We start from the raw sequence: 25294 nt of genomic DNA on the forward strand, positions 1-25294 counted from the left end.
CAGCAGCCGCCGGCCAGCACCGGCGGCGGTCCGACGTCGTCCGGCGGCACGACCGGCGGCGGCTCCTCCGACGGCGGTTCGACCTCCGGTGGCGGCGGCAACGAAGGCGGTGGCGGCGGTGGTGGCGGCGGCGACAAGCCGGGCCTGGTGGGCGGCCTGCTCGGCTGACCGCTCCGCTCCCCACCTCCTACGCCGATGGGGCCCCGCACGATCCACGTGCGGGGCCCCATCGGCGTAGAGCCCGAGAACCCTCAGGGCCTTCGCCTCACCTCTGCGGACTCAATGTCCCAGCGAGGCCAGCTCCTTGGCGGCTTCCCGCAGGTCCTTCGCCGTGTCGATCGCGCGCCAGTACGCGCCCTGCGGGATCGGGAAACCGGCCAGGCGCTTGGCGCGGGCCAGCCGCGGGAACGTGGTGCGCTCGTGGTCGCCGACGTCCGGGAGGAGGGAGGCGAACTCGGGGGAGAAGACGTACAGACCCGCGTTGATCAGGAACGGCGACGGCGGGGACTCGACGAAGTCCGTGATGTGGCCGAACGCGTCCGTCTCGACGGCGCCCCACGGAATGCGCGGCCGGGCGAGGGCCAGCGTCGCCGTCGCCTCGCGCTCGTGGTGGAAGTCGGCCATGTCGCGCAGCGAGAACCGGGTCCAGATGTCCCCGTTCGTCGCGTACCACGGGCGGTCCTGGTGCGGCAGGTGCGCGGCCGCGAACTTCAGGCCGCCGCCACGGCCCAGCGGCTCCTTCTCCACGACCGTCGTGACGCGCAACGGCAGATCGGCCGATTCCAGCCACTCCTGGAGGACTTCGGCGAGGTGCCCGCAGGAGACGACGGCGTCGGTGACGCCCTCCTCCGCGAGCCAGGTCAACTGGTGACCGATGATCGGCGTCCCGGTGCCGGGGATCTCCACCATCGGCTTGGGGCGGTCATCGGTGTAGGGGCGCAGCCGGGAGCCCTGGCCGCCGGCCAGGACGATGGCCTGGGTCGGCCGGTGCGGATACGCATGCGGGCCGTGCGCGGCCGGTTCAGCGGTCGTCATGACCGGAACTGTACGTGCGCACGGCCCGTGGAGTGTGCGGTGGTCCTCAGCCGCGGAAGCCGGCCACCCCCGAGGCGAACGAGGTGTCGCAGACGGGGCGGGAGAACGCCTGGGCGCGGGCCGGGCCGTAGGCCTGGACGGCGGCGCGGCCCAGGGCCTTCGCGATCGACATGCAGTGCTTGGCGAGCGAGGGGCGGCGGTCGACCTCCTGCTGAAGATGGGTGAGCGCGATGCCGGGGTCCTTCTCCTGGAGTTCCAGGAGGAGACGGTCGCGCAGGACGTCCTGGGGGGCGCGCGACTTGGCGCGCGCGGAAACGTCCTGTGAGGAAGCCGTGAGGATGGAGTCCGAGGAGCTCCCCGACCAGTTGACTCGGGTGACCGCGAGGGTCCCGGAGAGCACCAGCATCACCGGCAGGACGAACGCGAGCGTGCGCGCGGCGCGGCGGGCGGGACCCCTGCCCCTGGCTCGGCGCGACTTCTGGGTGTAGTTAGCGGAGTGCGTCACGCGAGTGAGCGTAGCGGTCGGTGATGATTTGGCGACATTTAGTCACTCTGATGAGGGATGGGCAAGTGGGTTTTGCTGCTTACGTGTTGACGCAAGTGGAGGAAATGTCTGAATTGACGGGGTATTTGTCGACAACGTGAGCGGATACGAAAGGGGCCCCGCACCGAAGTGCGGGGCCCCCTTCGCGAGTTGGCGGGGTCAGTCGGAGAGGCGCTCGCCCGTCGACGTCGAGAACACGTGGGTCTCGCCCGCGCGCGGCACGACGTGCAGCTGGGCACCCTTCTCCGGCACCCGGCGGCCGTTGACCCGGACGACCAGGTCCTTGTGCTCGCCGCCGACCTGCGCGGCACCGTAGACGTAACCGTCGGCGCCGAGCTCCTCGACGACGTTCACGGAGACGGCGAGGCCGGCCGGGGCGTCGGAGGCGTCCTTCGTCAGCGACTTCGCGGCCTCGCCGTTGTGCTCGACGATGTCGAAGTGCTCCGGGCGGACACCGACCGTCACCGTGGTGTCGCCCTTGTCCGCGGCGGCCTTGAGGGCCTCGCGGTTGACCGGGACGACCGAGTTGCCGAACTTCACGCCGCCGTCGGTGATCGGGACCTCGACCAGGTTCATGGCCGGGGAGCCGATGAAGCCGGCGACGAAGAGGTTGGCCGGGCGGTCGTACATGTTGCGCGGCGAGTCGACCTGCTGGAGCAGGCCGTCCTTCAGCACGGCCACGCGGTCACCCATGGTCATGGCCTCGACCTGGTCGTGGGTGACGTACACGGTGGTGATGCCGAGCCGGCGCTGCAGCGAGGCGATCTGCGTACGGGTGGAGACACGCAGCTTGGCGTCGAGGTTCGACAGCGGCTCGTCCATGAGGAACACCTGCGGCTCACGCACGATGGCGCGACCCATGGCGACACGCTGGCGCTGACCACCCGAGAGGGCCTTCGGCTTGCGGTCCAGGTACTCGGAGAGGTCGAGGATCTTCGCGGCCTCCTCGACCTTCTGCCGGATCTCCGCCTTGTTCACGCCGGCGATCTTGAGCGCGAAGCCCATGTTGTCGGCGACGGACATGTGCGGGTAGAGCGCGTAGTTCTGGAACACCATGGCGATGTCCCGGTCCTTGGGCGGCAGGTGCGTGACGTCGCGGTCACCGATGCGGATCGCTCCGCCGTTGACGTCCTCGAGACCCGCGAGCATGCGCAGGGAGGTCGACTTTCCGCAGCCGGACGGGCCGACGAGGACGAGGAACTCGCCGTCCCCGACCTCGATGTCCAGGCCGTCGACCGCGGGCTTGGTGGACCCGGGGTAGACGCGGGTCGCCTTGTCGAACGTGACAGAAGCCATGGCTGTGAAGCCCCCTTCACCGGCAGGAACGTGCCGGACGATCCGTTGTAAAGCGGGTGGCCCCGCCGGGTGTCCCGGAGAGGTGTAGTCCACGCGGGTGAACTGATCGGACCGTACCCGGGGGGTGGGGGGTCTGTCAGTAGGTCGGGGGCTGTGAGATTCGCCGAAATATTCGAGGGGACGGGCGCGGGGTCTGGTTACACTTCTCAGGCTGCCTCCTTAGCTCAGATGGCCAGAGCAACGCACTTGTAATGCGTAGGTCGTCGGTTCGAATCCGACAGGGGGCTCGATACAGCCGGAAAGGCCCCGCTCCCTCATCGAGGGGCGGGGCCTTTTCGCGTGGGGAAGTGTTCGTGGCTACGAGACGAAGAGGTCGTAGTACGACGTCCCGGGCTGGACGAGGCAGCTGTAGCTCTTGTAGCCCTCGCGGACGTACTGCTGGCCGGCGTCGACGCAGGCGCTCTTGCTGGAGTAGCGGCCGATGTAGGTCGACTCCGCGGCGGCCTGGGCGGAGGTGCCTGCCAGGCCGACGAGGGCGGCGGCGGCCGCTCCGGTGGTGAGGAGTGCTGCGAGCTTGCGCATGCGGTGCTTCCTGTCTCTGGGGACACTGGAGCCTCATGGATAACGGCCGGATCATGCGCCCAACTCCAGTGTTCTGCAAGGGAATTGACTCCCGCCCCAGGTCACAGACCGAAGAGCACCTCGCCCACGTGCCGGGTGTCCGCGTACTCCCGCACCTCGGTGATCTTGCCGTCCCGCACCGTGTAGATGCCGAGGCAGCGGTTGTCGTAGCGCTTGCCGGTGGCCGCGTCGCCCTCGGCGTGCCATTCGGCGACCACCTTGTCGCCCTCCGCCATGACGCTGGTGAGGGTGACCGTGGGGGTGGAGCCGGGGGCGAAGAGGGTGCCGGTGGCCTTGCCGAGGAAGTCGTTGATGATCGTGTCGCGGCCCTTCCAGGCGCCGGTGAGCGGGAGGTCGTGGCCGGGGTAGATCCAGACGGCGTCCTCGGCGAACGAGTCGGTGATGGTGGCCAGGTCTCCGGCGGCGACCGCCTCGACGTAGCGGGTGACGACTGCCTTGGGGGTGTTGTCTGCGGTGTTCATGGGTGTAGTGAAGCGTCCGCGCGGGTGGCGCGGCCAACAACTGGCCCGGGCCCGCGACAACTTGGGGTTGTCGCGGGAGGTCAGGGGGAGGGCCGTCGAGGGGTCAGTGGCGTCCGGCCAGCTTGTCCGCCGCCTGTGCCAGGCGGGACGACTGCGCCGTGGGGGTGGTGAGTTCGCGGCGGTCGGCCGCGTTGTAGGTGGCGTACATGCCGTGGACGCCGAGCCAGCGGAAGGGCTCGGGTTCCCATTTGCGGACCTTGTGGTTGACCCAGGGCAGAGCGGTGAGGTCGGTGGGGCCCGACTGGCCGGAGTCCTGCTGGACCAGGTCGCGCAGGGTGCGGGCCGCGAGGTTGGCGGTCGCCACGCCCGAGCCCACGTAGCCGCCCGCCCAGCCGATGCCGGTCGAGCGGTCCAGGGTGACCGTGGCGCACCAGTCGCGGGGGACGCCGAGGACGCCGGACCAGGCGTGGGCCACGGGGACACCGGTGAGCTGGGGGAAGAAGCGGGTGAGGATGTCCCGCAGCGCCTCGACCGTGGCGGGTTGCGTGCGGCCGTCGTTGTCCGCCTTGGAGCCGTAGCGGTACGGGTAGCCGCGGCCGCCGAGTGTGATGCGGTCGTCCGCCGTGCGCTGCGCGTACATGTAGGCGTGGGCCATGTCGCCGAGGGTCTCGCGGCCTTCCCAGCCGATGGATTCCCACTGGGCGGCGGTCAGGGGCGCCGTCGCGATCATGGAGGAGTTCATGGGGAGCCAGGTGCGGCGCTGGCCCTTCAGTGACGCGGTGAAGCCTTCGGTGCAGCGCAGGATGTAGGGGGCCCGGACCGTGCCGTAGGGCGTGTGGGCGTGCTTCGGCCTGATCTCAGTGACCGGGGTCGACTCGTGGATCGTGACGCCGAGGGCTTCGACCGCCCGTGCCAGGCCCTTGAGGAGTTTGACCGGGTGCAGGCGCGCGCCGTGCGGGGTCCAGGTCGAGCCGACGGCGCCGGCGACGCGGACGCGGTCCGCCGTCTCGCGGGCGCCGTGCAGGGTGCGGTCCTTCTCGCCGTACGAGAGCTCGGCGGCGTGGAAGGACTTCAGGCGTGCCAACTGCGCCGGTGTGTAGGCGATTTCGAGGACTCCGCCGTGGTGGATGTCGGCGTCGATCGCTTCGGTGCGCGCTACGTCGATGACTTCGGAGACCGTGGCGTTCATCGCCTGCTGGAGGCGGACCGCGGCTTCGTGGCCGTGGAGTTTCGCGTAGCGGTCGCGGCCCGCGATGCCGTTGTAGAGCCAGCCGCCGTTGCGGCCGGAGGCGCCGTAGCCGCAGAACTTCTGCTCAAGGACCGTGATGCGCAGGAAGGGTGCGGCCTTCTTGAGGTAGTACGCGGTCCACAGGCCGGTGTAGCCGCCGCCGACGATGACGACGTCCGCGCTCGCGTCGCCGGCGAGGGGTTCGCGGGCGAGGGGGATGCCGTCGTCCGCGTACCAGAACGATATGCCGCCGTTGACCGTCGCCGTCGCGTTGTTCGTGCTGCTCATGGCGGTGGACGTTACTGCTCGGGGTGGGGTTCGCGGCAGGGGGAGAGGGCGTTGGTCCCGGTGGGTGGGGTCCTTCGGGGGCGTCGGGGCGGGGGTGGACGTGCGTAGTTTGGGTGGGTCCGACATGTTCTGTGGGGTTGGAGGGTCCGGGTATGAGGGTTGCGGTGCGTGGTGTGGGGGCGGTGGCCGTCGCGGTGACGCTGGGCGGTGTGCTCGCCGCCTGTTCGTCGGGCGGGACGTCCTCCCAGGGCGGGGGCGAGGTCACCGAGGTGCACGCCGTGGACGACTCGGCGTCGCTCGCCGGGGCGCCCGTGCGCGTGGACGGCGGTGTCATCACGGTCGGCGAGGCGGACGCGCCGCACACGGTGAAGGTGTACGAGGACGCGCGCTGCCCGTTCTGCAAGAAGTTCGAGGAGGGCGGGGCGCGGGCGCTGGTGAAGCCGGTGGCCGACGGCGACGTGAAGGTGGAGTACACGATCGCGTCGTTCCTCGACAAGGCGCTGGGCGGCTCCGGCTCGGTGAACGCGGCGAACGCGCTGCGGGCCTCCGTCGACGCCGGCAGGTTCCCGGAGTTCCATGCCGCCGTCTTCGCCCACCAGCCCGCGGACGAGGCCGTGGACGCGTACACGAACGGCTATCTGCTGAAGATCGCGGGCAAGGTGGACGGGTTGCGCGGTGCCGCCTTCGACAAGGCCGTGAACGACGGGTCGTACGAGAAGTGGGTGGGGCGGGCGATGAAGTCGTTCCGGGACGACGGGGTGCGGGGCACGCCGACCGTCGTGATCGACGGGAAGAAGGCCGGGGGCGACGAGGACGCGATGTACGCGGAGGCGGCGTTCGCCGAGGTGCTCAAGAAGGCCGGGATCGAGGCGTCGTCCTAGACCTCCGGAAGCCGGACCTCCGGAAGCCGGACCGTCGGGAGTCGGATTTCCGGGGGGCGGGTTCTCGGGAGCCGGATCTCCGGAAGAGGGAGAGCGGGTTCCAGGGGGTGCCCCGTCCCTGGGTCAGCGGGTAGCAGGCCAGTCCGATCAGCACGGACGTGAAGTGGCCCAGGTCGGTGAACGTGCGGCCCGTGACGAGCGGGCCGCCGTAGACGACGAGGACGACCGCCAGATAGACGTAGCGCCAGGGCGGTGCGATGCGGTACGTGAGGACCGCGATGACGCCCGCCAGTGCGTAACTCACCCCCACGTCAAGGGTGTTGACCGAGGACACGGGGACGTGGCCGTGCCGCACGGCCCACAGCAGGGCGCCCTCGCTGATCAGTGTCGCGAGGATGTGCGCGGCCGCGGCGACGGCCAGCCAGCGGGCGGTGCCGAGCCAGCGCTCGGCCTGCGCGTGGAAGACCGTGTAGAGCACGGCGTACGGCCACCAGCTGCTGCCGTCGATCCAGAACGCCGACGAGACGAGGACGCGGATCGGGTTCTTCGACAGCTCGTGCAGGTTCGTGGAGCGCTGGCGCAGGAAGTCCTGCTCGAAGTGCGGGCTCATGTGGTGCACGGCGACCGTCGTGACGAAGAGCGCGGCCAGCCAGAGGTACGTGCCGGGTGCGCTGCGCACGTACGACCCCACGGACGACCCTGCGCGGCGGAGAAAAGAAGGCATGGCTGATTCAGGCACGCCGGTAGGGTCGCCGTCGTGATCGACATTCCGGATGGCCTGGTCGAGTCCCAGTACGCGTACGCGGGGGAGCCGGGCCGGGCGTTCATCGCGGCGCTGCCCGCGCGGGTGGAGGAGTTCGTCGAGCGGTGGGGGCTGGAGGTCGACGGGCCGCCGATGCACGGGATGGCCGCGCTGGTGCTGCCCGTGGTGCGGCGGGCCGACGGGCTGCCCGCGGCGGTGAAGTTCCAGATCCTCGACGCGGAGACCGAGGGGGAGCCGGTCGCGCTGCGGGTGTGGGACGGCGCCGGGGCGGTGCGCCTCCTGGACCATGACGGCGCCACCGGGACGATGCTGCTCGAACGGCTCGACGCCGGGCGGATGTTGAGCGTGCTGGACGACTCCCGCGAGGCCGTGCTCGTCATCGCCGAGCTGCTGGCGCGGCTGACGGCGGAGCCCGCGCCGGCGGGGATGCGGACGCTGTCCGACATCGCGGGGCAGATGCTGGCGGACGTGCCCGGGGCGCTGCCGCGGATCGCCGATCCGGTGCGGCGCGGGATCGTGGCGTCGTGCGCGGCGGCCGTGCGGGAGGTCGTGGGGGAGCCCGGGGACCGGCTGCTCCACTGGGACCTGCACTTCGAGAACGTGCTGGCCGGCGAGCGCGAGCCGTGGCTGGCCATCGACCCGAAGCCGCTCGCCGGCGACCCGGGGTTCGACCTGTGGCCCGCGCTCGACAACCGTTTCGCGGCGGACGAGGTGCTGTGGCGCTTCGACGCGATGACGCAGGTGCTGGGCCTGGACCGGGAGCGGGCCAGGGCCTGGACGCTGGGGCGGGTGCTGCAGAACGCCCTGTGGGACGTGGCGGACGGGCGGGAGCTCGCGGCCGACGGGATGGAGATCGCGGGGCGGCTGCTGGGCAGGTCGGCCTAGGGTTTTGAAAGTCCCGTCGTTCGCCCGGGGCAGGCGGGACTTTCACAACACGCCCTAGCGGTCCGGGCAGGTCGTCCCAGGTGGCCGGGTGGGGCGCGGCGGCTTCCGGGGCGGGGGCGTCCGGGGTGGTCCCCTGGGTCGGCGTCGCCGGATCGGGGCCGGTTAACCTGCGCGCATGATCCGTACCGCCACTCCCGCCGACGTACCCGTCATCCATGCGATGGTCCGTGAACTCGCCGCCTACGAGAAGGCCCTCGACGAGGCGCGCGCCACCGAACAGCAGCTGCACGACGCGCTGTTCGGTGAACGGCCCGCCGCCTTCGCGCACATCGCCGTGGACGAGGAGAGCGGTGCGGCCGTCGGGTTCGCCCTGTGGTTCCTCAACTTCTCGACCTGGCGCGGGGTGCACGGGATCTATCTGGAGGACCTGTACGTGCGGCCCGAGGCGCGCGGCGGCGGCCACGGGAAGGCGCTGCTGCGCGCGTTGGCGCGGATCTGCGCGGAGCGGGGGTACGAGCGCCTGGAGTGGTCGGTGCTCGACTGGAACCGGCCCTCGATCGACTTCTACCGCGCGCTCGGGGCGCGGCCGCAGGACGAGTGGACCGTGTTCCGGCTGACGGACGGGGCGTTGGCCGAGCTGGGTGCCGACGGGGCGTAGGAGCAGGGCTTCCCGGCAGGCGCCGGAGGCGGGCCCGTGGCGGTCGGTCCTGCTCCGCCGGGGTGCTGGGCGCGTCCCCGGACGGCGCGGCCCGGGCTGCGTGCCCCGTAGCGGAATCCGGGCGCGCAGGGTCAGCCGTCGGAGGCGGCGGTGCGGGGTGAGAGTCCGTCGAGGACCACTTCCGCGGGGAGCATCCGGGACTCCTCGCCCGCGCTCTCGGCGTGTTGTCACGTGCACGCCACCGGCCGCACTTTCACCCTCCCCAACGTGATCGTCGCCCGCGGCCGGCTCAGCGACGGCAAGCTCGTCGAGACGCACGACTACCACCACCACGGCGCGATGTCCGCCCACTTCGAAATCTTGCCGGAGTACGTCAAATCCCTTGAGGAGAGCGCTGCCTGACGCGATGTCAGGCCTCACGCGCGGCGCGTCACACCTCCAGGACCACCTTGCCCGTCGTGCCCCGCGTCTCCAGCGCACGGTGCGCGGCCGCCGCCTGCGCGAGGGGGAAGCGGTGGACCGCGGGGGTCAGGACGCCGCGGGCCGCGAGGTCGAGTGCGGCCAGTTCCAGGGTGCGGACCGGGTCGTCGCCGCCGACCTTCCGCATCATGGCCGGGCCGAGCACGTTCTGCTGGGTGAGGCCGCGACGGGCGCGCTCGGACTCGTCCAATAGCCGAGGACCGCCCTCGTCGCCGATGCCCCGGTCGGACCAGCCGAAGACGAGGTGCAGGCCGCCGGGGCCGAGCAGGTCGAGGGCGGCCGCCGTGACCGCGCCGCCGACGCCGTCGAGCAGGAGCGTGGCCCGTGTGCCGCGCGCGTCGAGGAACTCCCTTGCCGCGGCAGGCCATGCGGGGTCCTTGTAGTCGAGGGCGAGGTCCGCGCCGTTCGCCGTCACCAGCGCCGTCTTCGCCGGGCCGCCGGCCAGGCCGATGACCGTGCCGCCCGCGTCCTTCACGTACTGGACCAGGAGCGTGCCGATGCCGCCCGCCGCGGCGGGCACGAGCGCGACCGTCCGCGGGGTGACCTCGGCGAAGCGGAGGATGCCCAGTGCGGTGCGGCCGGTGCCGATCATGGCGACGGCCCCGGCGGGGTCGAGGTTCGGCGGGATCTCGTGCAGGCGGGCGGCGTCCACGACGGCCAGTTCCGCGTAGCCGCCGGGGGCGAGACCCAGGTGCGCGACGACCCGCTTGCCGCGCCAGGACGGGTCGGTGCCCGCGCCGAGCGACTCCACGGTGCCGGCGACCTCGCGGCCGGGGATCGTCGGCAGGTCGGGGAGCGCGGGCAGCGGGCCCCGTACGCCGCTGCGGATCGCGGCGTCGATCAGGTGCACGCCCGCGGCCTCGACCGCGATCCGGACCTGGCCGGGGCCCGGTTCGGGGTCCTCGGTCCGCTCGTGGACGAGGTTCTCGGCCGGGCCGAAGGCGTGCAGGCGGACGGCGTGCATGGGTGCTCCCCGAGGCGTCGGAGTCGGCGGTGACAGCTGACCGGTGGACGCCGCCAGTCTTCGACCTCAAGCCTGGTTGAGGTCAAGCCCCGTCAAGCCCCGTCAAGCCCGTCAAGCCCGTCAAGCCCGTCAAGCCCGTTAAAACCGTCAAGCCCGGTCGAGGCCGAGGTCGCGGCCGCGCAGGGTCACTCCGGACATCAGCGCGAGCGTCGTCGCCTCGATCGCGCTGGTGAAGGAGACCTCGGACAGGACGCCCGGCGCGGCCACCATGTCGCCGGCGAGGTAGACGCCGTCGCCGCGGCGGATCGCGGGCCGGTCCCGCCAGGTCGTCCCGGGACGGTCGAGCGCGCCGGTGCGCCCGTGGGCGACGGCGTCGCGGCGCCAGGCGGTGCGCTCGCGCCAGCCGGGGAACGCCAGGTCCAGGAGGTTCTCGGCGCGGGCGGCGCCGTCGGACTTCGCCTCGTGCGGGGCGATCGGCACCTGGCCCTGGACGAGGCTCTCGCCGCGCGGGGCGAGGGACGTGTCCTGGGCGGTGAAGCGTTCGAGCCAGGCCGGGAAGTCGATGCCGGACACTGCGAACGCGTCGCCGCGGCGGGCACGTACGGCCAGGTCGACCAGGACCGTACGGCCGCTGTCCCAGACGAGGGAGTCGTCCTGGAGGAGGCGCCGGGCCGCGTCCAGGGACGTGGCGACGACGACCGGGGTGTCGGTCGGCACGGCGTCGAGGCGGGCGCAGGTCTCCACCCGTACGCCCAGGTTCCAGGCGCGGGCCGCCATCCTGTCGATGACCGCGGACCAGCCGCCGACGGGGTAGCGCGCCTCCGGGGGCAGTGCGGCGGTGCGGCGCAGGCGTTCCTGCACGAAGCGGGCGGAGAGCGTGCCCGGGTCGTGGTGGAAGAGGGCGACGGCGGTGTAGTGCGCGGCGGCGCGGGCGGCCTCCGGGCCGGCGACGCGGCTCGCCCAGGTGGTGAAGTCCTCGTCCACGGGGGCCCGTTCGGGCCGGTGGCGCAGCAGCCGGAACAGGGCGAGGGGCGGGGTGCGGCGCAGGACGCCGTCGCGGTGGAAGCGCAGCCGGGCGGCTTCGAGGGGCGGGACCGCGGCGACGTCGCCGAGCAGGCCGCGCTGCTTCAGCCAGGTCCAGTGCGGGCCGCCGTTGTAGAGGGCGTGCGGTCCTTCGTGGGTGCGGTAGGGGCCGTCGGCGGTGCGGGCGCGGCCGCCGAGCGTGTGGTGGGCCTCGTAGAGCGTGACACGGACGTCGGCCTCCGCGGCGGTGATCGCGGCGGTCAGTCCGGCACACCCGCCGCCGATGACGGTGAGGGCGCGGGCGGGCGTGGTGCGGGGCATGGGGGCTCCTGCCATTGCCGATTGCCTTGGGTGGGCGGGTTGCTGGCTGCTCATGGCGTGTTGCTGGTTGCTGGTTGTCGATTGCAGGTTGCCGATTGCTCTGACGCGTTTACGACGCCGGGCGGGGCCGGAACGTGACATCGGGGGAGTCCGCGCAGGCCGGGGCCGGGGCCGGGGCCGGGGGCGCGGGCGGGATTGTCAGTGGCGGCGGGCAGCATGGGGGCATGGCAGACAGGCGTGGCGGGACGGCGAAGGTGAAGCAGGCGCGGCGGCCGCAGGTGCGGCTGCCCGAGCTGGTGCCGTGGGTGGACGGCGACCGCCTGGAGGCGGACGGGGACTACGACGGGGTGCTGTTCCGCGACGCGGACTTCGCCGGGCAGGAGGGGATCGGGGCGCGGTTCATGGACTGCGCGATCGAGGGGTGCGGCTTCGACGAGGCGGGGCTGAACCGTGCCCGGATCCTCGACTCGGTGCTGAGCGGCATCCGCGGGGTGGGCACGGATCTCGCGGAAGCGACGCTGCGGGACGTGGAGGTGACGGACGCGCGGCTCGGCGGGGTGCAGCTGCACGGGTCCGTGCTGGAGCGGGTGGTGATCCGGGGCGGCAAGATCGACTACCTGAATCTGCGCAAGGCGAAGATGAAGGACGTCGTCTTCGAGGGCTGTGTGCTGGTGGAGCCGGACTTCGGGGGCGCGCGCCTGGAGCGGGTGGAGTTCCCGGGCTGCGTGTTGAAGGGGGCGGACCTCACCGGGGCGACGATGGCGGACGTCGACCTGCGCGGTGCGGCCGAGCTGGGGATCGCGCGGGGTGTGGACAGGCTGGGCGGAGCGGTGATCTCCCCGCCCCAGCTCTTCGATCTGGCGCCGGCGTTCGCGGCGCAGTTGGGAGTGCGGGTGGAGGGGTAGCCCCTCGGCCGGCTGGCCTCGGGCCTGGCTCTGATCCGGTCTTGGGACCGGGCTCGGCCTCGGCGCCGGTCCGGCCCCGGGCTCGATCGCGATCCGGTCTCGGTCTCGGTGCGGTCCCGGTCCCGGTCTTGGTCCTGATCCGGGTCCGGTCTCGGTCCTGGTCCGGCCCCCGCCCCGGCCCCGGCGCCGGTCCGGCCTCGGTCCCGATTCCGGTGTGGTCCCGGTCCCGGGGTCAGGGCCTGTCGGGGACGCGGGGGAAGCGGGCCTGGAGGTCCCAGAGCGCCGGGTTGTCCGCCAGGTCCTCGTGCATGTCGGTGAGGTCGGCGATCAGGTCGTGCAGGAAGTCCCGTGCCTCGCGGCGCAGTTCGGCGTGCGAGAAGTTCAGCGGGGGCTCGTCGCCCGGCATCCAGTCGGACTCGATGTCGACCCAGCCGAAGCGGCGCTCGAAGAGCATCCGGTCCGTCGACTCGGTGAAGTCGAGCTCCGCGTACTGGGAGGTGGCGGAGCGGCTGCCGCGCGGGTCCCGGTCCAGCTGCTCGACGATGTCGCACAGCGCCCACGCGAAGTCGAGCACCGGCACCCATCCCCAGGCTGTGGACAGTTCCCGGTCCGCCTTCGTGTCGGCCAGGTACACGTCGCCGCAGAACAGGTCGTGACGCAGCGCGTGGACGTCCGCGCGGCGGTAGTCCGTCTGCGGCGGGTCCGGGAAGCGGCGGGAGAGGGCGTAACCGATGTCGAGCACGTGGTCGATGGTGTCACGGGCCGGCCGGTGGCTCCGCCCGTGGCCTGGGGCGGGCGTGCGTCCGAGGGCTGTGGATCAGGAGAGCGGCCGCCCCCCGGCTCAGGGCAGTAGCCGCTGCTCCTTCGCCACCGCGACGGCGCCCGCTCGGGTGTCCACGCCGAGCTTGTCGTAGATCCGGCCCAGGTGGGTCTTGACCGTGGCCTCGCTGATGAACAGGGCCTTTGCGATCTCCCGGTTGCCCAGGCCGTGCGCCAGCTGCGCGAGGATGTCGCGCTCGCGGTCGGTGAGCGTGGGCCGCGGCTTGCGCATGTTGGCCATGACGCGGCTGGCGACGGGCGCGGACAGGGCCGTGCGGCCCTCGGCGGCGGCGTGGATCGCGGCGAACAGTTCCTCGGGGCGCTCGGCCTTGAGCAGGTAGCCCGTGGCGCCCGCCTCGATGGCGCGGGTGATGTCGGCGTCGGTGTCGTACGTGGTGAGGACCAGCACGTGGGGCGTGGGCGCCGGGCCCGAGGCGAGGCGGCGGGTGGTCTCCACGCCGTCGATGCCCTTGCCGAGCTGGAGGTCCATCAGGACCACGTCCGGGGTGAGCTTGGCGACGAGCGCCAGCGCCTCCTCGCCGGTGCCCGCCTCGCCGACCACCTCGATGCCCTCGGCGCTGTCGAGCAGGGCGAGCAGTCCGGCCCGCACGACCACGTGGTCGTCGCAGAGCAGGATGCGGATGGGGGTGGCGGAGGCGCCGGGGGCGTCCGGGGTGGTCGTCATGCGGGGGACTCCAAGGGGGGCTCCGCTTGCGGCTCAAGAGGGATGGCGGCCGAAAGCACCGTGCCCTCGCCCGGCGTCGACTCGATGGTCAGGGTCCCGCCGAGCTGGCGGACCCGGGCCCGGATCGCCGGGACCCCGTGGCCGCGTACGCCCTGCGGAGCGGTCGACAGCGTCGCCGGGTCGAAGCCGTGGCCGTCGTCGGCGACGTCCAGGACGACCTGGTCGTCGAGGAGGGTGAGGGTGAGCGCGGCGGTGGCGGCGCCGGAGTGCTCCCGTACGTTGGCCAGGGCGCCCTGGGCGATGCGCAGCAGGGCGCCCTGGACCCGGTCGGGCAGACGGGGGGTGCGGCCGTCGTCGGCGATGTGGACGCGGACCGAGAGGCGGTCGCCGGACTCGCGGGCGGCGACCGCGCGCAGCCCCGCCTCCAGGCCGTGGGCGAGATCGGCGGGCGCCAGGTCGTGCACGAAGCGGCGGGCCTCGGTCAGGTTGTGCTCGGCGACGGACGCCGCGGTGTGCACGTGCGCCCGCGCCTTGCCGGAGTCGCTGTTCCACACCCGCTCCGCCGCCTGCAGCAGCATCTGCTGGCTGGACAGGCCCTGCGCGAGGGTGTCGTGGATCTCCATGGACAGGCGCTGGCGTTCGGCGAGGGTGCCCTCGCGGCGCTCGGAGGCGGCCAGTTCCCGGCGGGTGCGGATCAGGTCGTCGATGAGGACGCGCTGGCGTGCGGACTGCCGCTGCATCGTGAGGAAGACGGCGGTGGCGATCAGGCCGACCACGGGCGGGCCGAGCACCAGATCGGGGTCCCAGCGCCCGGCGAGCCGCAGTTGGGCGACGATGACCAGGCCGGTCAGCAGGGCCACCAGGATCAGGGCGGCGCGGGTCGGCAGCATCCGCAGGCCCGTGTAGAAGAGCGGCACCGCGCACCAGGCGAAGCTCGGCGCCAGCACGACGAGCACCACCCACACGGCGACCACCAGCGTCAGCCACACCCGGGGCCCCGTGGTGGGCCGTCCCGCGGAGTCGCGCACCAGGCCGACGACGTAGACGAGCGCCAGTGCGGCGGACAGCCCGATGATCCACGGGGTGCGGGCGCCGCCGGGGTGGCGCAGCAGGAAGCGGGCCAGCGCGACGGCCAGCAGCAGGAAGAACGCGGCGTGCATGACGGTGGCGAGGCGGCGGGCGTCCACGTCGTAGCTCTCGTCGAGCCCGTAGCTCTCGTCGAGTCCGTGACTGTCGTCGAGCCCGCGGGTCTCGTCGGGCCCGTGGCTCTCGCGGGTCCCGGGGTTCGTGGCCATGTGTACCTCCCTCCGCGACCTCGCGCGGTCACGCCGTCGAGCGGCTCCGAACTGGGCAAACACTCCCATTGTCCCGGGCCCCCGCGCCCCTGGGGTCAACCGATCGGATGACCCGGGGATCGGCCGCTCGGCCCGCCGCGAGCAGCCGGAACGCCGACGGCCCGGGCCCCGTTCCGGGCCCAGGCTGGAGAGCAGAAGGAACGACGGCCCGCCCGTCACCAAGGCGCACCGTCGTCACCAAGGCGACCCGCCCTCACCAAGGAGTCCTCCCATGAAGAAGCTCTCCCGCCGCTCCACCCTCGTCACCAGCGGTGCAGTGATCGCGGCCGTTGCCGCCGGTACCTTCGGTGCCGTCTCCGCCAGCGCCACGGCGCCGGCCGCCCCGGCCGCCAAGGCCGCCGACGCCAAGTCCGGCACCACCACGACCACCACGCACCTGACGGCCGACGCCGCCCAGAAGGCCGCCCAGGCCGCGCTGGCCGAGGCGAAGAAGGAGAACCAGAAGGTCTCCGTCGCCGTCGTCGACCGCAACGGCAACACCATCCTGACCGTCCGTGGCGACGGCGCGGGACCGCAGTCGTACGAGTCGGCCGAGAAGAAGGCGTTCACCGCCGTCTCCTGGAACGCACCGACCTCGCAGCTGGTCAAGAACCTGGAGAAGGCGCCGACGATGAAGGACATCCCCGGCACGCTGTTCCTCGCCGGTGGCGCCCCCGTCACCGCGAAGGGCGCCCCGATCGCGGGCATCGGCGTCGCGGGTGCGCCGTCCGGCGACATCGACGAGAAGATCGCCCAGGCCGGCGTCGCCTCGCTCAACAAGTAAGTCGGCCTCGCCTCGCTCACCGAGTAAGTCGGCGTCGCCTCGCTCACCGAGTGAGAAGGCCCGCTCGCCACGTAAGCGCAGGCACCCCCGGGGTGAGCGCCCGAGCGCTCCCCCGCCCCCGCCCCGGCGGCGCACGGTTCCCCCCGTACCGTGTGCCGCCGGTCCCTTTTCCCGAGCACGTTCCCTGGAGTACCGCCATGCCGACACTCGGCGATGCCGACCGCGCCCTGCTGAACGCCGCCGGACAGGGCGACACCGAGGCCGTCCGCGCCGCCCTCGCCGCGGGCGCCCGCACCGAGGCCCGCGACGCGCACCGTCGCACTCCCCTCCTCCTCGCGGCGATGCACGACCACGTCGCCGCCGCGCAGGCGCTCGTCGCAGCAGGGGCCGATCCGAATGCCCAGGACGACCGCGACGAGAGCCCCTGGCTGCACACCGGCGTCACCGGCAGCGTCGCGATGATGCGCGCCCTGCTACCGGCCGGCCCCGATCTGAAGCTGCGCAACCGGTTCGGCGGGATCGCCCTCATCCCCGCCTCCGAGCGCGGCCACGTCGAGTACGTACGCGCCCTGCTGCGCGAGACCGACATCGACGTCGACCACGTCAACCGCCTCGGCTGGACCGCCCTGTTGGAGGCCGTGATCCTCGGTGACGGCGGCCGGGCCCACCAGGAGATCGTGGAGCTGCTGATCACGGCGGGCGCCACCCCGGGCCTCCCGGACGGCGACGGCGTCACCGCCCTGGAGCACGCCGAGCGGCGCGGCTTCACGCAGATCACCGGTCTGCTGAGGGCCGTACGGTGAAGCGCGTGCTCCTGGCCGCCACGGCGGTCGCGCTGCTCGCCGGATGCGCCGCGCAGACCGGCAACGGGCCGCAGGAGAAGGCGAGTTCGAGTACCCCGGCCACGCAGCGGACCACGGACCCGATGGCGGCCGCACCCGAGCCGACCGACAGGACCCCGGACGGCACGCTCCTCGTCACCGACTTCGGCGCCGACACGGTCACCTTCGTCGACCCGGACAAGGGGAGGACCGACTCGGTGAAGGTCGGCACCGCGCCCTACGGACTCGCCGTCGGCGACGACGGCCGGGCCTGGGTCGCCACCGCCGAGGGCGTCGCGGTCGTCGACACCGACAGCCGCGAACGGACCGCCCTCGTCCCGTACGGGACGAAGGACCTCGGCGAGCCGACGCACGGCGAGTACCGCGGCGGCGGGATGGGCATCGCCCTCGCCCCCGACGGCGAGCACGTCTACGTGGGCGTCAACGTCCCTGACAGCAAAGGTGCGTTGGAGGTCGTCGACACCGGCTCCCTCAAGGTGACCGGCACCGCCGACGTCGGGCGTCGCCCCTTCGACGTGGACGTGTCGCGCGACGGCAAGCAGGTGTACGCGACCGACCACGACTCGTTCGACGTCACCGTCGTCGACCCCGTCCACCTCGACCGGACCCGCCGCATCGAGGTCGCCCCGTACGGCACCGAGGGCGGCCTCGGCTCCTGGCTCAAGCCGCACTACGCGGCCGTGCGGCCCTCCGACGGCAAGCTGCTCCTGCCGTTCGAGGGCGAGAAGCTCGTGGTCGTCGACCCGGACACCGGCCGCTCGACGGTCGAGCGGATGACGGCCAACACCCACCAGCACGGCACCACGATCACCCCCGACGGCACCCTGCTCGTCGTCGGCACCGGCCCCATCGACCCATCCCGCGACGAGGGCCCGTCGCTGACCGTCCGGGCGAAGGACGGCAAGGAGAAGGTGATCCCGCTCGACGGCCCGCACGAGGACGTCACGGTCTCCGCCGACGGCCGCACGGCCTACGTCACCGGCGGCTTCACCCGTGACGGCTACTGGAACGGCATCACGGTCGTCGACCTCGACAGCGGCGACACCCGCCGGCTCGCCGTCGGGGAACGCCCGTTGGGCATCGCGGAACTCCCGGGCCAAAAGGGGTCATAGGATCACGAGGTGCGCATCCCCCACCGCCTCGTGGTCCTGCCCCTCCTGATGGCCCTCGCCGCCGTCCCCGCCTGCTCCGGCGGCGTGCACGGCGGCCCCGGCGCCGCCGGGCTGCGCGACCCGTACTTCCCCGGCCTGGGCAACGGCGGCTACGACGTCACGCACTACGCCCTCGACCTCGCCTACGACCCGGCCACGCACCGCCTCACCGGCACGGCCGACCTCACCGCGACCGCCCGCCAGAGCCTCAGCGCCTTCCACCTCGACCTCCAGGGGCTGACGGTGGACGAGGTCACCGTCGACGGGAAGCGCGCCGTCGGCAGCCGCGCCGGGCACGAGCTGACGGTCCGCCCGCACGACGAACTCCCCGACGGCAGCACCTTCCGCACCACCGTCCGCTACTCCGGCGAACCCGAGACGATCACCGACCCGGACGGATCCGAGGAGGGCTGGCTGCGCACCGCCGACGGCGCGCTCGGCCTCGGCGAGCCCACCGGCTCGATGGCCTGGTTCCCGGGCAACAACCACCCGTCCGACAAGGCGACGTACGACATCACGGTCACCGTCCCCAAGGGGCAACAGGCCGTCTCGAACGGCGAGTTGACGAGCGAGCGGACCTCCGCGGACGGCCGTCGCACCACCTACTCCTGGCACGTCGCCCAGCCCATGGGGAGCTATCTGGCGACCGTCGCCGTGGGCAGGTTCGACATCCGCCGCTCCAAGACCCCTTCCGGGCTGCCCGTCTGGACCGCGGTCGACCCGCAGGAGGCGCAGGCGAGCAAGGAGGTCCTTGGCCGGCTCCCCGAGGTGATCACCTGGGAGACGAAGCGGTTCGGCGCCTACCCGTTCTCCTCGACCGGCGCGATCGTCGACCGGGACGGCGACGCCGGGTACGCCCTGGAGACCCAGAACCGCCCGGTGTTCCCCGGCGCCCCCGATCTGGGCACGCTCGTCCACGAGCTGGCGCACCAGTGGTACGGCGACTCGGTCACCCCGAAGTCATGGCGCGACATGTGGCTCAACGAGGGCTTCGCGACGTACGCGGAGTGGCTGTGGGAGGAGGACCACCACGGCGAGCCGGCCCGCGAGGCCTTCGACGCGGTCTACGCCCGCCCGAAGGGCGCCGCCGTCTGGTCCTTCCCGCCCGCCGACCCGCCGGGCGCCGCGCAGATCTCGGACACGCCCGTGTACCAGCGTGGCGCGATGGTCCTGCAGAAGGTCCGCGAGACGATCGGGGACGCCGATTTCTTCTCCCTGCTGAAGAGTTGGCCCGCTGATCACAAGTACGGCAACGCGGACACCGGCGACTTCACGGCGTACGTGGAGAAGAAGAACCCTGGCAAGGCGAAGGCGCTCGCGGGGGTCTGGGACGTCTGGCTGTACGGGGACGGGAAGCCGCGGCAGTCATGAGCCGGGCGTGAGCTGCTTGCGCAACACCCGGCAGGGGCGGCCGAGTTGGCGGTCCGCGCGCCGGTCGATCTCCTCGTAGCCGAGGGCGGTCCAGAAGGCGAGGGCCTTCGGGTTGGCCTCCAGCACGGCGAGGCGCAGCCCGGTCCGGCCCGCGGCACGGAAGCGCTCCTCGACCGCCGTCGCCAACTCCCGCCCGTGTCCCCGGCGTTGCCGCGTCGCGTCGATCATCAGCAGTCCGATCCACGGGTCCGGGTCGCCCTTGGCGGGGTCCGGATGGTGGGCGAGCGTCACGGCGATCCCCGCGAGCCGGCCGCCGGCCCGCGCGAGCAGCACCTCGGCGCCGGGCTGCGCCAGCTCGTCGGCGAGCGAGACGGCCACCTGCTCGACGGTGATGTCGTCGGGGTCGGGGAAGTCCCCGCTGAGCGCGAAGAACTCCCGGTTGGCGGCGTACAGCTCCGCGGCCTCGGTGAGCACCTCGGCGGGCAGGGCGTGGTCGGGGCCGGGGGAGAGCGGTTCGAGGATCATGGGGGGATCGTAGGGAGCCGGGGCCCGGCCGGGCCGTAAGGGCGCTGCGGCGCCGCTGCCGGCGGTGAGCGCGTGGAAGGCGCTGCCTGGGACCGGGCGCGCTCGGCCTGTCGCCGCGGGAGAACGACGCGAGGGGGCGCCGGCGGTCGCCGGCGCCCCCTCGGTCATGCCGGACGTCAGACGCTGACGCCGAAGTCCTGCGCGATGCCGACGAGGCCCGAGGCGTAGCCCTGGCCCACGGCGCGGAACTTCCACTCCGCGCCGTTGCGGTAGAGCTCGCCGAAGACCATGGCGGTCTCGGTGGCCGCGTCCTCGGAGAGGTCGTAGCGGGCGATCTCGGTGCCGCCGGACTGGTTCACGATGCGGATGTACGCGTTGCGGACCTGGCCGAAGTTCTGCGTGCGGGTCTCGGCGTCGTAGATCGAGACCGGGAACACGATCTTGTCGACGTCGGCGGGCAGCGCCTCCAGGTTCACGTTGATCGCCTCGTCGTCGCCCGCGCCCTCACCGGAGCGGTTGTCGCCGGTGTGCACGATCGACTGGTCCGGCGTCTGCTTGTTGTTGAAGAAGACGAAGTGGCCGTCCGAGTAGACCTTGCCCTGCGTGTTCACCGCGATCGCGGACGCGTCCAGGTCGAAGTCGGTGCCGGTGGTGGTGCGGACGTCCCAGCCGAGGCCCACGGTGACGGCGGTCAGGCCCGGAGCCTCCTTGGTGAGCGAGACGTTGCCACCCTTGGACAGGCTTACTGCCATTGCGGGAGTCCCTTCCCTCGTAAATGCGCGGATGCGCGGTGTACGTGCGTAGCCGAAGCTACTCGTACCCCTATGAACGCGAACCGGGTACGGGAGGTTCCAGACCTCTTTACTTTCTTTACCAAGGCCGCGCGGAGGGCGAAAACGGGGTGACGGAACCGCGCGGACACGCGACCATGGACACATGTCCGGTCCCTATCCCATCCGCGGTTCGGTCGTCCTTCCGGAGGCCGAGCTCCTGTGGCGTTTCTCGCGGTCGTCCGGGCCGGGCGGGCAGCACGTGAACACCAGTGACTCCCAAGTGGAGTTGCGCTTCGACCTGGCCGCCACGAAGGCGCTGCCCGACGTCTGGAAGGAGCGCGCCCTGGAGCGCCTGGCGTCCCGCCTCGTGGACGGCGTCGTCTCCGTGCGCGCGTCCGAGCACCGCTCCCAGTGGCGCAACCGGGAGACGGCGGCCGTCCGCCTCGCCGCGCTCCTCGCGGAGGCCACGGCCCCGCCGCCGAAGCCGCGCCGGGCCACCCGCATCCCCCGGGGCATCAACGAACGCAGGCTGCGCGAGAAGAAGGCCCGCTCCGAGACGAAGCGCGGCCGCACCGGCCGCGACTGGTAGTCCCGGGGGCCGACCGACTCCGGGCCCCCACCGGCGCCCGGCGGCCCGGTTCAGCCCAGGTGCCGGTACCGCCCCCGGAAGTACGTCAGCGGGCCCCCGTCCGCGCTCGGCAGGGACGCGCTCAGGACCCGGCCGATCACCAGCGTGTGGTCGCCCGCCGGAACCACCTGCTCCGTGCGGCACTCCAGGGTCGCCAGTGCCCCGCCCACCAGCGGGGCACCGGTGTGCTCACCGCGTACGTAAGGGATGTCCTCGAAGAGCAGCCGGTCGCTGAGCCGGCCCTTCATGGCGAAGCGCCCGGCGATGTGGCTCTGCGACTCGGCGAGCATCGACACCGCCCACAGGGGCTGCTCGTCGATCAGGTCGTCCATGCGGGAGCCGTTGCGCACCGAGACCAGGACGAGCGGCGGGTCGAGGGACACCGACATGAAGGCCGTCGCCGTCATGCCCGCGTCCTCCCCGGGCGGTCCCTCGGGGTCGAGGGCGGGCTCGTGCGCGGTCAGCAGGACGACGCCCGCGGCGAGACGGGACAGGGCGGCGCGGAACTCGTCGTTGCTCACCCCCTCAGCATGCCCGGCGGGCGGGGGCGAAGCGGGGGAGGAGGGCGCCGGGGCGGGCAGGACGGGCGTGGCAGGGGGATTCTTCAGCACGCTCGTGACGCTAGTCCGGGTCCGGCGGCGCCACATCGGGCCCAGGTCCCAGGCCGGTCCTAGGACCCCTGGCGGACCTCCGGCGGAGGCCGTTGGGTATGCCCTTCTTCGCCCTGCCTCGTCCTGGTTCCGGCGTTCGCCAAACGCACAGGAAGTGCCCCGTTTTTCTCCCCAACCTCGCATGTTCTGCTGTGACTTGAGTCACAGGAGCCATATTTTGTTGACCCTGTGTACCGGGGGCACAGCTCACTGTGATTCAGTGGCGGTCGACACCGCGAAACGAACGTGCTGCTGCACGTGCGAAGAGAGCCGATCAGAATTCTGGAGTGCTGTCGAGGTCTCGGGGAGAACTGAGCATGGAGACCGAGTCGGAGCCCTACGTCCGTCTTGCGACCCTGCGTCAGCTGCACCAGGTGATGGCGGACATGAACACGGCCCGCAGCCTGGCCGACACCCTGCAGACCGTCGCCGACGGCGTCGTCAACGGGCTCGGCTACGAGCTGGCGTGCGTGAACCTCGTGCGCCCCGACGGCGACCTGGTCGTCGCCGCGTTCGCCGGCAACTCCGCGGCCGAGGCCCTGATCACCGGCCGCGTCGGCTCCCGCACCTCCTGGGACCGCCGCCTCGCGATGGGCGAGGCCTGGGACGAGCTGCGCTTCATCCCGTACACCGAGGGCTGGATCCTCGACGAGGACGACGTGCCGCAGTGGTTCACCGATGGCCCGCCGCCCCGCTTCGAGGACGAGTGGCACCCCTCGGACCGCCTCTTCGCCCCCATGTACTCGCCCACGCTCGAATCCGCTCGCGCGGGCGGACCCCCTTCGGGCGCCTCCGGCGGCGAACTGCTCGGCGTGATCTCCGTCGACCGCCCGCGCAACGGACGCAGGCCCGGCGCCTGGGGCCGCGAGGCCCTGCAGATGTACGCCTTCCAGGCCGCGATCGCCATCAGCAACGCGCGGCTGCGGGCCAACATGCAGCGCGCCCTGGTCCGCCTGGAGCGCGAACAGCAGGCCCTGCGCGCCAGCGAGGAGAGCTTCCGGCAGGCCTTCGAGTACGCGCCCTCCGGTATGGCCATCGCCGAGATGGGCGGCGACCAGCACGGCCGGATCCTGCGCACGAACGACGCGCTGTGCCGCCTGCTCGGCCGCCCCGCCTCCGCCATGCGCCGCTACTCGTTCTCCGACCTCGTGCACCCGGAGGACATAGGCACCCTGCTGCGCACGTCCGCCGAGGGCGGGCGCGCGGAGCTGCGGCTCGGGCGCCGCGACGGCACGTACGTCTGGGTGAGCCTGCGCAACTCCGTGGTGGCCGACGCCGCCGACGGGCCCCGCTTCCTGCTCACCCACGTCGAGGACATCGAGGAGCGCAAGCGCCGCGAGCTGCAGCTCGCCCACCGCGCCTCGCACGACTCCCTCACCGGCCTGCCCAACTCGGCCGAACTGCGCTCCCGCCTCTCCGCCCGGCTGTGCCGGCGCCCGCAGGAGGCACGGCCCAGCGCCATCGACTCGCTCGACGCCGCGTACGGCGACCCGCCCGGCGGCGCCACCGACTCGAACGGGCACGGCTTCGACTTCACCGGCGCCCTGCCCGTGCCGCACCAGTCCGGCCTCTACGACGGCTTCGACGCCTTCGACGGCCATGTACACGTGAGTGCGCCCGAGGGCGACGCGTCGGGCGCGGACGACGGCACGAAGGGCCTCGCCGTCCTCTTCTGCGACCTCGACGGCTTCAAGTCGATCAACGACCGGTTCGGGCACAACGCGGGCGACGCCGTCCTCATCGAGGTGGCCCGCCGTCTGACCAGCGGCGTCCGGGACGGGGACACGGTCGCCCGGCTCGGCGGCGACGAGTTCGTGGTGCTCGCCGACGGACTCGGCCGGGCGGACGCCCAGGACCTTGCGGTCCGGCTGCGGAACGCCATCATTCCGCCGATTCGAGTGGATGGCCGGGCGGTGCGCGTGGGGGCCAGTTTCGGCATCGGCTGGGCCCACTGCGGGATGACCGCGGAAGCGGTGCTGAGCTCCGCTGACCAGCGGATGTACGTGGAGAAGAGATCACGCGCCAAGCAGCACAGGCGCGCGGGCTGACCGGTCACCGCCGCGGGTTGCGCAGGTTTCGGTGAGGTCAAGGCCACGCCTTGGGATCACTCGCAGCGGGTACGCTCGCCCCGGTAAGCAAACCGTAGGGAGTGATCAGGGATGGCGCCCGGCAACAACGGCGCGAGCACCACGCCCGAGGACGACGATCCGTTCGGCTATCTGTACGCCGACGGACAGGCGGCCGGGGCGACCCCGCCCGACAGCGGGGGTGGCGGCTACGGCTACCCGAATCCCCGGTCCTCGTACCACCATGTCCGCGCGGTCGGCGAGCGGCAGTACGGGCAGCAGCAGCAGTCGTACGGGCAGCAGGTCCCGACGCAGCAGCAGACGGCCGCGTACAACCAGCCGAACACGCACTACCAGGCCCCCGAGACGCTGCCCGGCGGCGCTCCCGCCCAGCCGGGATCGCCGCGGGCGCCCCGCGGTGGCGGCGGCCGGGGCGGCGGCCCGAACACCAAGGCGCTGCTGATCGGCGCCGTCGCCGTGGTCGCGGCCGTCGTGATCGGCATCGGCGTCGCCATGCTCAGCAACAGCGGGGACGACGACAAGGGCGACGAGGCCGGCAGCAAGCCGTCCGGCGCCTCCCAGTCGGTACAGCCCAGCGAGACGCCCTCGCAGTCGGCGTCGTCCGCGCCGCTCGACCTGCCGAAGACCGACGCGAAGTCGCTGACGCTGGCCGGCGGCCCCGTCGTCGCCTCCGACGTGAAGGGCGCGAAGTCCGCGGGCGGCGAGTACGTCGCGGGCTTCAACAAGGTGGGCGCGAGCGTGACGTGGACCGTCAGCGACATCCCGAAGGACGGCGCCTACCGGCTGTACGTGAACTACGGCGTGCCCGGCAAGGACTCCGACGCCACGATCGACGTGAACGGGAAGAAGCAGACCCGTCCGTTGAACATGACGAACTTCGCCCACGCCAAGGAAGGCGACTGGGAGAAGGGCTGGACGAACACGTGGGCCATCGTGCAGCTCACGAAGGGGACCAACGCGATCACGGTCTCCTGCGACGAGGGCAACACGTGCGACGCGAACATCGACCAGATGTGGCTGTCCGAAGGGCCGGCAAAGAAGAGCAGGTGACGCCCCGGCCGGACGGTTTCTAGGCGGCGCCCAGCCGTTCGGCCACCGCCACCTTGCCGACCAGCGTCTCGTACGTGGCGCGGTCGAACTCTCCGGCCACCGGCGCCACCACCGTCGCCGCCGACAGGGCGACCGCGCGGGCCAGGCGGTCGGGCCACGGCAGGCGTTCCACCAGGCCGGAGAGCAGGCCCGCGACCGCCGAGTCGCCGGCGCCCGTCGGG

Annotated in this window: 28 protein-coding genes and 1 tRNA gene; 13 read left to right on the forward strand and 16 right to left on the reverse strand. The window is 72.4% G+C overall.

The window, feature by feature from the left end; genetic code table 11:
• Nucleotides 1-279: 279 nt before the first annotated feature.
• The 3 genes from G3I40_RS42425 to ugpC form a co-directional block, all read right to left on the reverse strand.
• Entirely contained in the window at nt 280-1035 is a 756-nt protein-coding gene (locus tag G3I40_RS42425) for a nucleotidyltransferase family protein (RefSeq protein ID WP_164560120.1), read from the reverse strand.
• Between the two features lie 46 nt (nt 1036-1081).
• Nucleotides 1082-1540 (reverse strand): hypothetical protein, encoded by a 459-nt coding sequence (locus G3I40_RS42430; RefSeq protein ID WP_164560121.1) that lies wholly within the window; start codon nt 1538-1540, stop codon nt 1082-1084.
• A 198-nt stretch (nt 1541-1738) separates the two neighbouring features.
• Nucleotides 1739-2875: a sn-glycerol-3-phosphate ABC transporter ATP-binding protein UgpC gene (ugpC, locus tag G3I40_RS42435; protein ID WP_164560122.1), complete on the reverse strand. Its 1137-nt coding sequence runs from the start codon at nt 2873-2875 to the stop codon at nt 1739-1741.
• A 213-nt stretch (nt 2876-3088) separates the two neighbouring features.
• Between ugpC and G3I40_RS42440 the strand changes: the two genes are divergently transcribed.
• A tRNA-Thr gene (locus tag G3I40_RS42440) sits at nt 3089-3162 on the forward strand.
• A gap of 70 nt (nt 3163-3232) precedes the next feature.
• Here G3I40_RS42440 and G3I40_RS42445 read toward each other — a convergent pair.
• From G3I40_RS42445 to G3I40_RS42455, 3 genes are all read right to left on the reverse strand, one after another.
• A complete protein-coding gene (locus tag G3I40_RS42445; protein ID WP_164560123.1) occupies nt 3233-3457 on the reverse strand; it encodes a hypothetical protein in 225 nt (74 codons plus the stop codon).
• Between the two features lie 101 nt (nt 3458-3558).
• Nucleotides 3559-3978 carry a nuclear transport factor 2 family protein gene (locus tag G3I40_RS42450; RefSeq protein WP_164560124.1) on the reverse strand — a complete coding sequence of 140 codons (420 nt, stop codon included), beginning with the start codon at nt 3976-3978 and terminating at the stop codon, nt 3559-3561.
• Nucleotides 3979-4081: 103 nt separating this feature from the next.
• A complete protein-coding gene (locus G3I40_RS42455; protein ID WP_164560125.1) occupies nt 4082-5494 on the reverse strand; it encodes an FAD-dependent oxidoreductase in 1413 nt (470 codons plus the stop codon).
• A gap of 152 nt (nt 5495-5646) precedes the next feature.
• Between G3I40_RS42455 and G3I40_RS42460 the strand changes: the two genes are divergently transcribed.
• Nucleotides 5647-6375 (forward strand): thioredoxin domain-containing protein, encoded by a 729-nt coding sequence (locus G3I40_RS42460; RefSeq protein WP_164560126.1) that lies wholly within the window; start codon nt 5647-5649, stop codon nt 6373-6375.
• Here the strand turns inward: G3I40_RS42460 and G3I40_RS42465 are convergent.
• The gene (locus G3I40_RS42465; protein ID WP_239092275.1) at nt 6344-7099 is read right to left on the reverse strand and encodes a rhomboid-like protein; all 756 of its coding nucleotides are present in this window, start codon (nt 7097-7099) and stop codon (nt 6344-6346) included. The genes G3I40_RS42460 and G3I40_RS42465 overlap by 32 nt on opposite strands.
• Nucleotides 7100-7132: 33 nt before the next feature.
• Here G3I40_RS42465 and G3I40_RS42470 point away from each other — a divergent pair, with 33 nt between their 5' ends.
• The 3 genes from G3I40_RS42470 to G3I40_RS48040 all read left to right on the forward strand — a co-directional run bounded on the left by G3I40_RS42470 (nt 7133) and on the right by G3I40_RS48040 (nt 9083).
• On the forward strand, nt 7133-8023 hold the full coding sequence (locus G3I40_RS42470; RefSeq protein ID WP_164560127.1) for an aminoglycoside phosphotransferase family protein: 891 nt from the start codon (nt 7133-7135) through the stop codon (nt 8021-8023).
• Between the two features lie 175 nt (nt 8024-8198).
• Complete coding sequence (locus G3I40_RS42475; RefSeq protein ID WP_164560128.1) at nt 8199-8681, forward strand: GNAT family N-acetyltransferase; 483 nt, start codon at nt 8199-8201, stop codon at nt 8679-8681.
• 267 nt (nt 8682-8948) lie between these two features.
• Nucleotides 8949-9083 (forward strand): hypothetical protein, encoded by a 135-nt coding sequence (locus G3I40_RS48040; RefSeq protein WP_275410332.1) that lies wholly within the window; start codon nt 8949-8951, stop codon nt 9081-9083.
• Nucleotides 9084-9111: 28 nt separating this feature from the next.
• Here the strand turns inward: G3I40_RS48040 and G3I40_RS42480 are convergent, their stop codons facing one another.
• A complete protein-coding gene (locus G3I40_RS42480; RefSeq protein WP_164560129.1) occupies nt 9112-10125 on the reverse strand; it encodes a zinc-binding dehydrogenase in 1014 nt (337 codons plus the stop codon).
• Between the two features lie 147 nt (nt 10126-10272).
• Entirely contained in the window at nt 10273-11469 is a 1197-nt protein-coding gene (locus G3I40_RS42485; protein ID WP_164560130.1) for an NAD(P)-binding protein, read from the reverse strand.
• A 224-nt stretch (nt 11470-11693) separates the two neighbouring features.
• Between G3I40_RS42485 and G3I40_RS42490 the strand changes: the two genes are divergently transcribed.
• Nucleotides 11694-12374, forward strand: coding sequence for a pentapeptide repeat-containing protein (locus tag G3I40_RS42490; protein WP_164560131.1), 681 nt, complete (start codon nt 11694-11696; stop codon nt 12372-12374).
• A 232-nt stretch (nt 12375-12606) separates the two neighbouring features.
• On the opposite strand, the gene G3I40_RS42495 is transcribed toward G3I40_RS42490, so the two are convergent.
• The 3 genes from G3I40_RS42495 to G3I40_RS42505 form a co-directional block, all read right to left on the reverse strand.
• A complete protein-coding gene (locus G3I40_RS42495) occupies nt 12607-13116 on the reverse strand; it encodes a hypothetical protein (RefSeq protein ID WP_164560132.1) in 510 nt (169 codons plus the stop codon).
• A 99-nt stretch (nt 13117-13215) separates the two neighbouring features.
• A complete protein-coding gene (locus tag G3I40_RS42500) occupies nt 13216-13878 on the reverse strand; it encodes a response regulator transcription factor (RefSeq protein ID WP_164560133.1) in 663 nt (220 codons plus the stop codon).
• Entirely contained in the window at nt 13875-15038 is a 1164-nt protein-coding gene (locus G3I40_RS42505; protein ID WP_239092277.1) for a sensor histidine kinase, read from the reverse strand. The genes G3I40_RS42500 and G3I40_RS42505 overlap by 4 nt, the downstream gene beginning before the upstream one ends.
• A 406-nt stretch (nt 15039-15444) precedes the next feature.
• On the opposite strand from G3I40_RS42505, the gene G3I40_RS42510 reads away from it, so the two are divergent.
• From G3I40_RS42510 to G3I40_RS42525, 4 genes are all read left to right on the forward strand, one after another.
• Entirely contained in the window at nt 15445-15996 is a 552-nt protein-coding gene (locus G3I40_RS42510; RefSeq protein ID WP_164560135.1) for a heme-binding protein, read from the forward strand.
• A 197-nt stretch (nt 15997-16193) separates the two neighbouring features.
• Nucleotides 16194-16799 (forward strand): ankyrin repeat domain-containing protein, encoded by a 606-nt coding sequence (locus G3I40_RS42515; RefSeq protein WP_164560136.1) that lies wholly within the window; start codon nt 16194-16196, stop codon nt 16797-16799.
• Nucleotides 16796-17950 (forward strand): beta-propeller fold lactonase family protein, encoded by a 1155-nt coding sequence (locus tag G3I40_RS42520; RefSeq protein WP_164560137.1) that lies wholly within the window; start codon nt 16796-16798, stop codon nt 17948-17950. Before G3I40_RS42515 ends, G3I40_RS42520 begins: the two co-directional genes overlap by 4 nt.
• Before the next feature lie 48 nt (nt 17951-17998).
• Nucleotides 17999-19360 carry a M1 family metallopeptidase gene (locus tag G3I40_RS42525; protein ID WP_164560144.1) on the forward strand — a complete coding sequence of 454 codons (1362 nt, stop codon included), beginning with the start codon at nt 17999-18001 and terminating at the stop codon, nt 19358-19360.
• Here the strand turns inward: G3I40_RS42525 and G3I40_RS42530 are convergent.
• Together G3I40_RS42530 and G3I40_RS42535 are read right to left on the reverse strand one after the other, a co-directional pair.
• Nucleotides 19355-19885 (reverse strand): GNAT family N-acetyltransferase, encoded by a 531-nt coding sequence (locus tag G3I40_RS42530; protein ID WP_164560138.1) that lies wholly within the window; start codon nt 19883-19885, stop codon nt 19355-19357. The genes G3I40_RS42525 and G3I40_RS42530 overlap by 6 nt on opposite strands.
• 176 nt (nt 19886-20061) lie before the next feature.
• Nucleotides 20062-20637, reverse strand: coding sequence for a TerD family protein (locus G3I40_RS42535; RefSeq protein WP_164560139.1), 576 nt, complete (start codon nt 20635-20637; stop codon nt 20062-20064).
• Between the two features lie 184 nt (nt 20638-20821).
• Here G3I40_RS42535 and arfB point away from each other — a divergent pair, with 184 nt between their 5' ends.
• Nucleotides 20822-21247 (forward strand): alternative ribosome rescue aminoacyl-tRNA hydrolase ArfB, encoded by a 426-nt coding sequence (gene arfB, locus G3I40_RS42540; RefSeq protein ID WP_164560140.1) that lies wholly within the window; start codon nt 20822-20824, stop codon nt 21245-21247.
• A 50-nt stretch (nt 21248-21297) separates the two neighbouring features.
• On the opposite strand, the gene G3I40_RS42545 is transcribed toward arfB, so the two are convergent.
• On the reverse strand, nt 21298-21933 hold the full coding sequence (locus tag G3I40_RS42545) for a flavin reductase family protein (RefSeq protein ID WP_164560141.1): 636 nt from the start codon (nt 21931-21933) through the stop codon (nt 21298-21300).
• Between the two features lie 320 nt (nt 21934-22253).
• Between G3I40_RS42545 and cdgB the strand changes: the two genes are divergently transcribed.
• Entirely contained in the window at nt 22254-23984 is a 1731-nt protein-coding gene (gene cdgB, locus G3I40_RS42550) for a diguanylate cyclase CdgB (protein ID WP_164560142.1), read from the forward strand.
• 111 nt (nt 23985-24095) lie between these two features.
• The gene (locus G3I40_RS42555; RefSeq protein ID WP_164560143.1) at nt 24096-25073 is read left to right on the forward strand and encodes a carbohydrate-binding protein; all 978 of its coding nucleotides are present in this window, start codon (nt 24096-24098) and stop codon (nt 25071-25073) included.
• A gap of 19 nt (nt 25074-25092) precedes the next feature.
• Here G3I40_RS42555 and G3I40_RS42560 read toward each other — a convergent pair.
• A partial coding sequence (locus G3I40_RS42560; protein ID WP_239092276.1) for a PfkB family carbohydrate kinase occupies nt 25093-25294 on the reverse strand: 202 nt, incomplete at its 5' end.

The organism is Streptomyces sp. SID14478 (assembly GCF_010548525.1).
GTDB lineage: Bacteria > Actinomycetota > Actinomycetes > Streptomycetales > Streptomycetaceae > Streptomyces.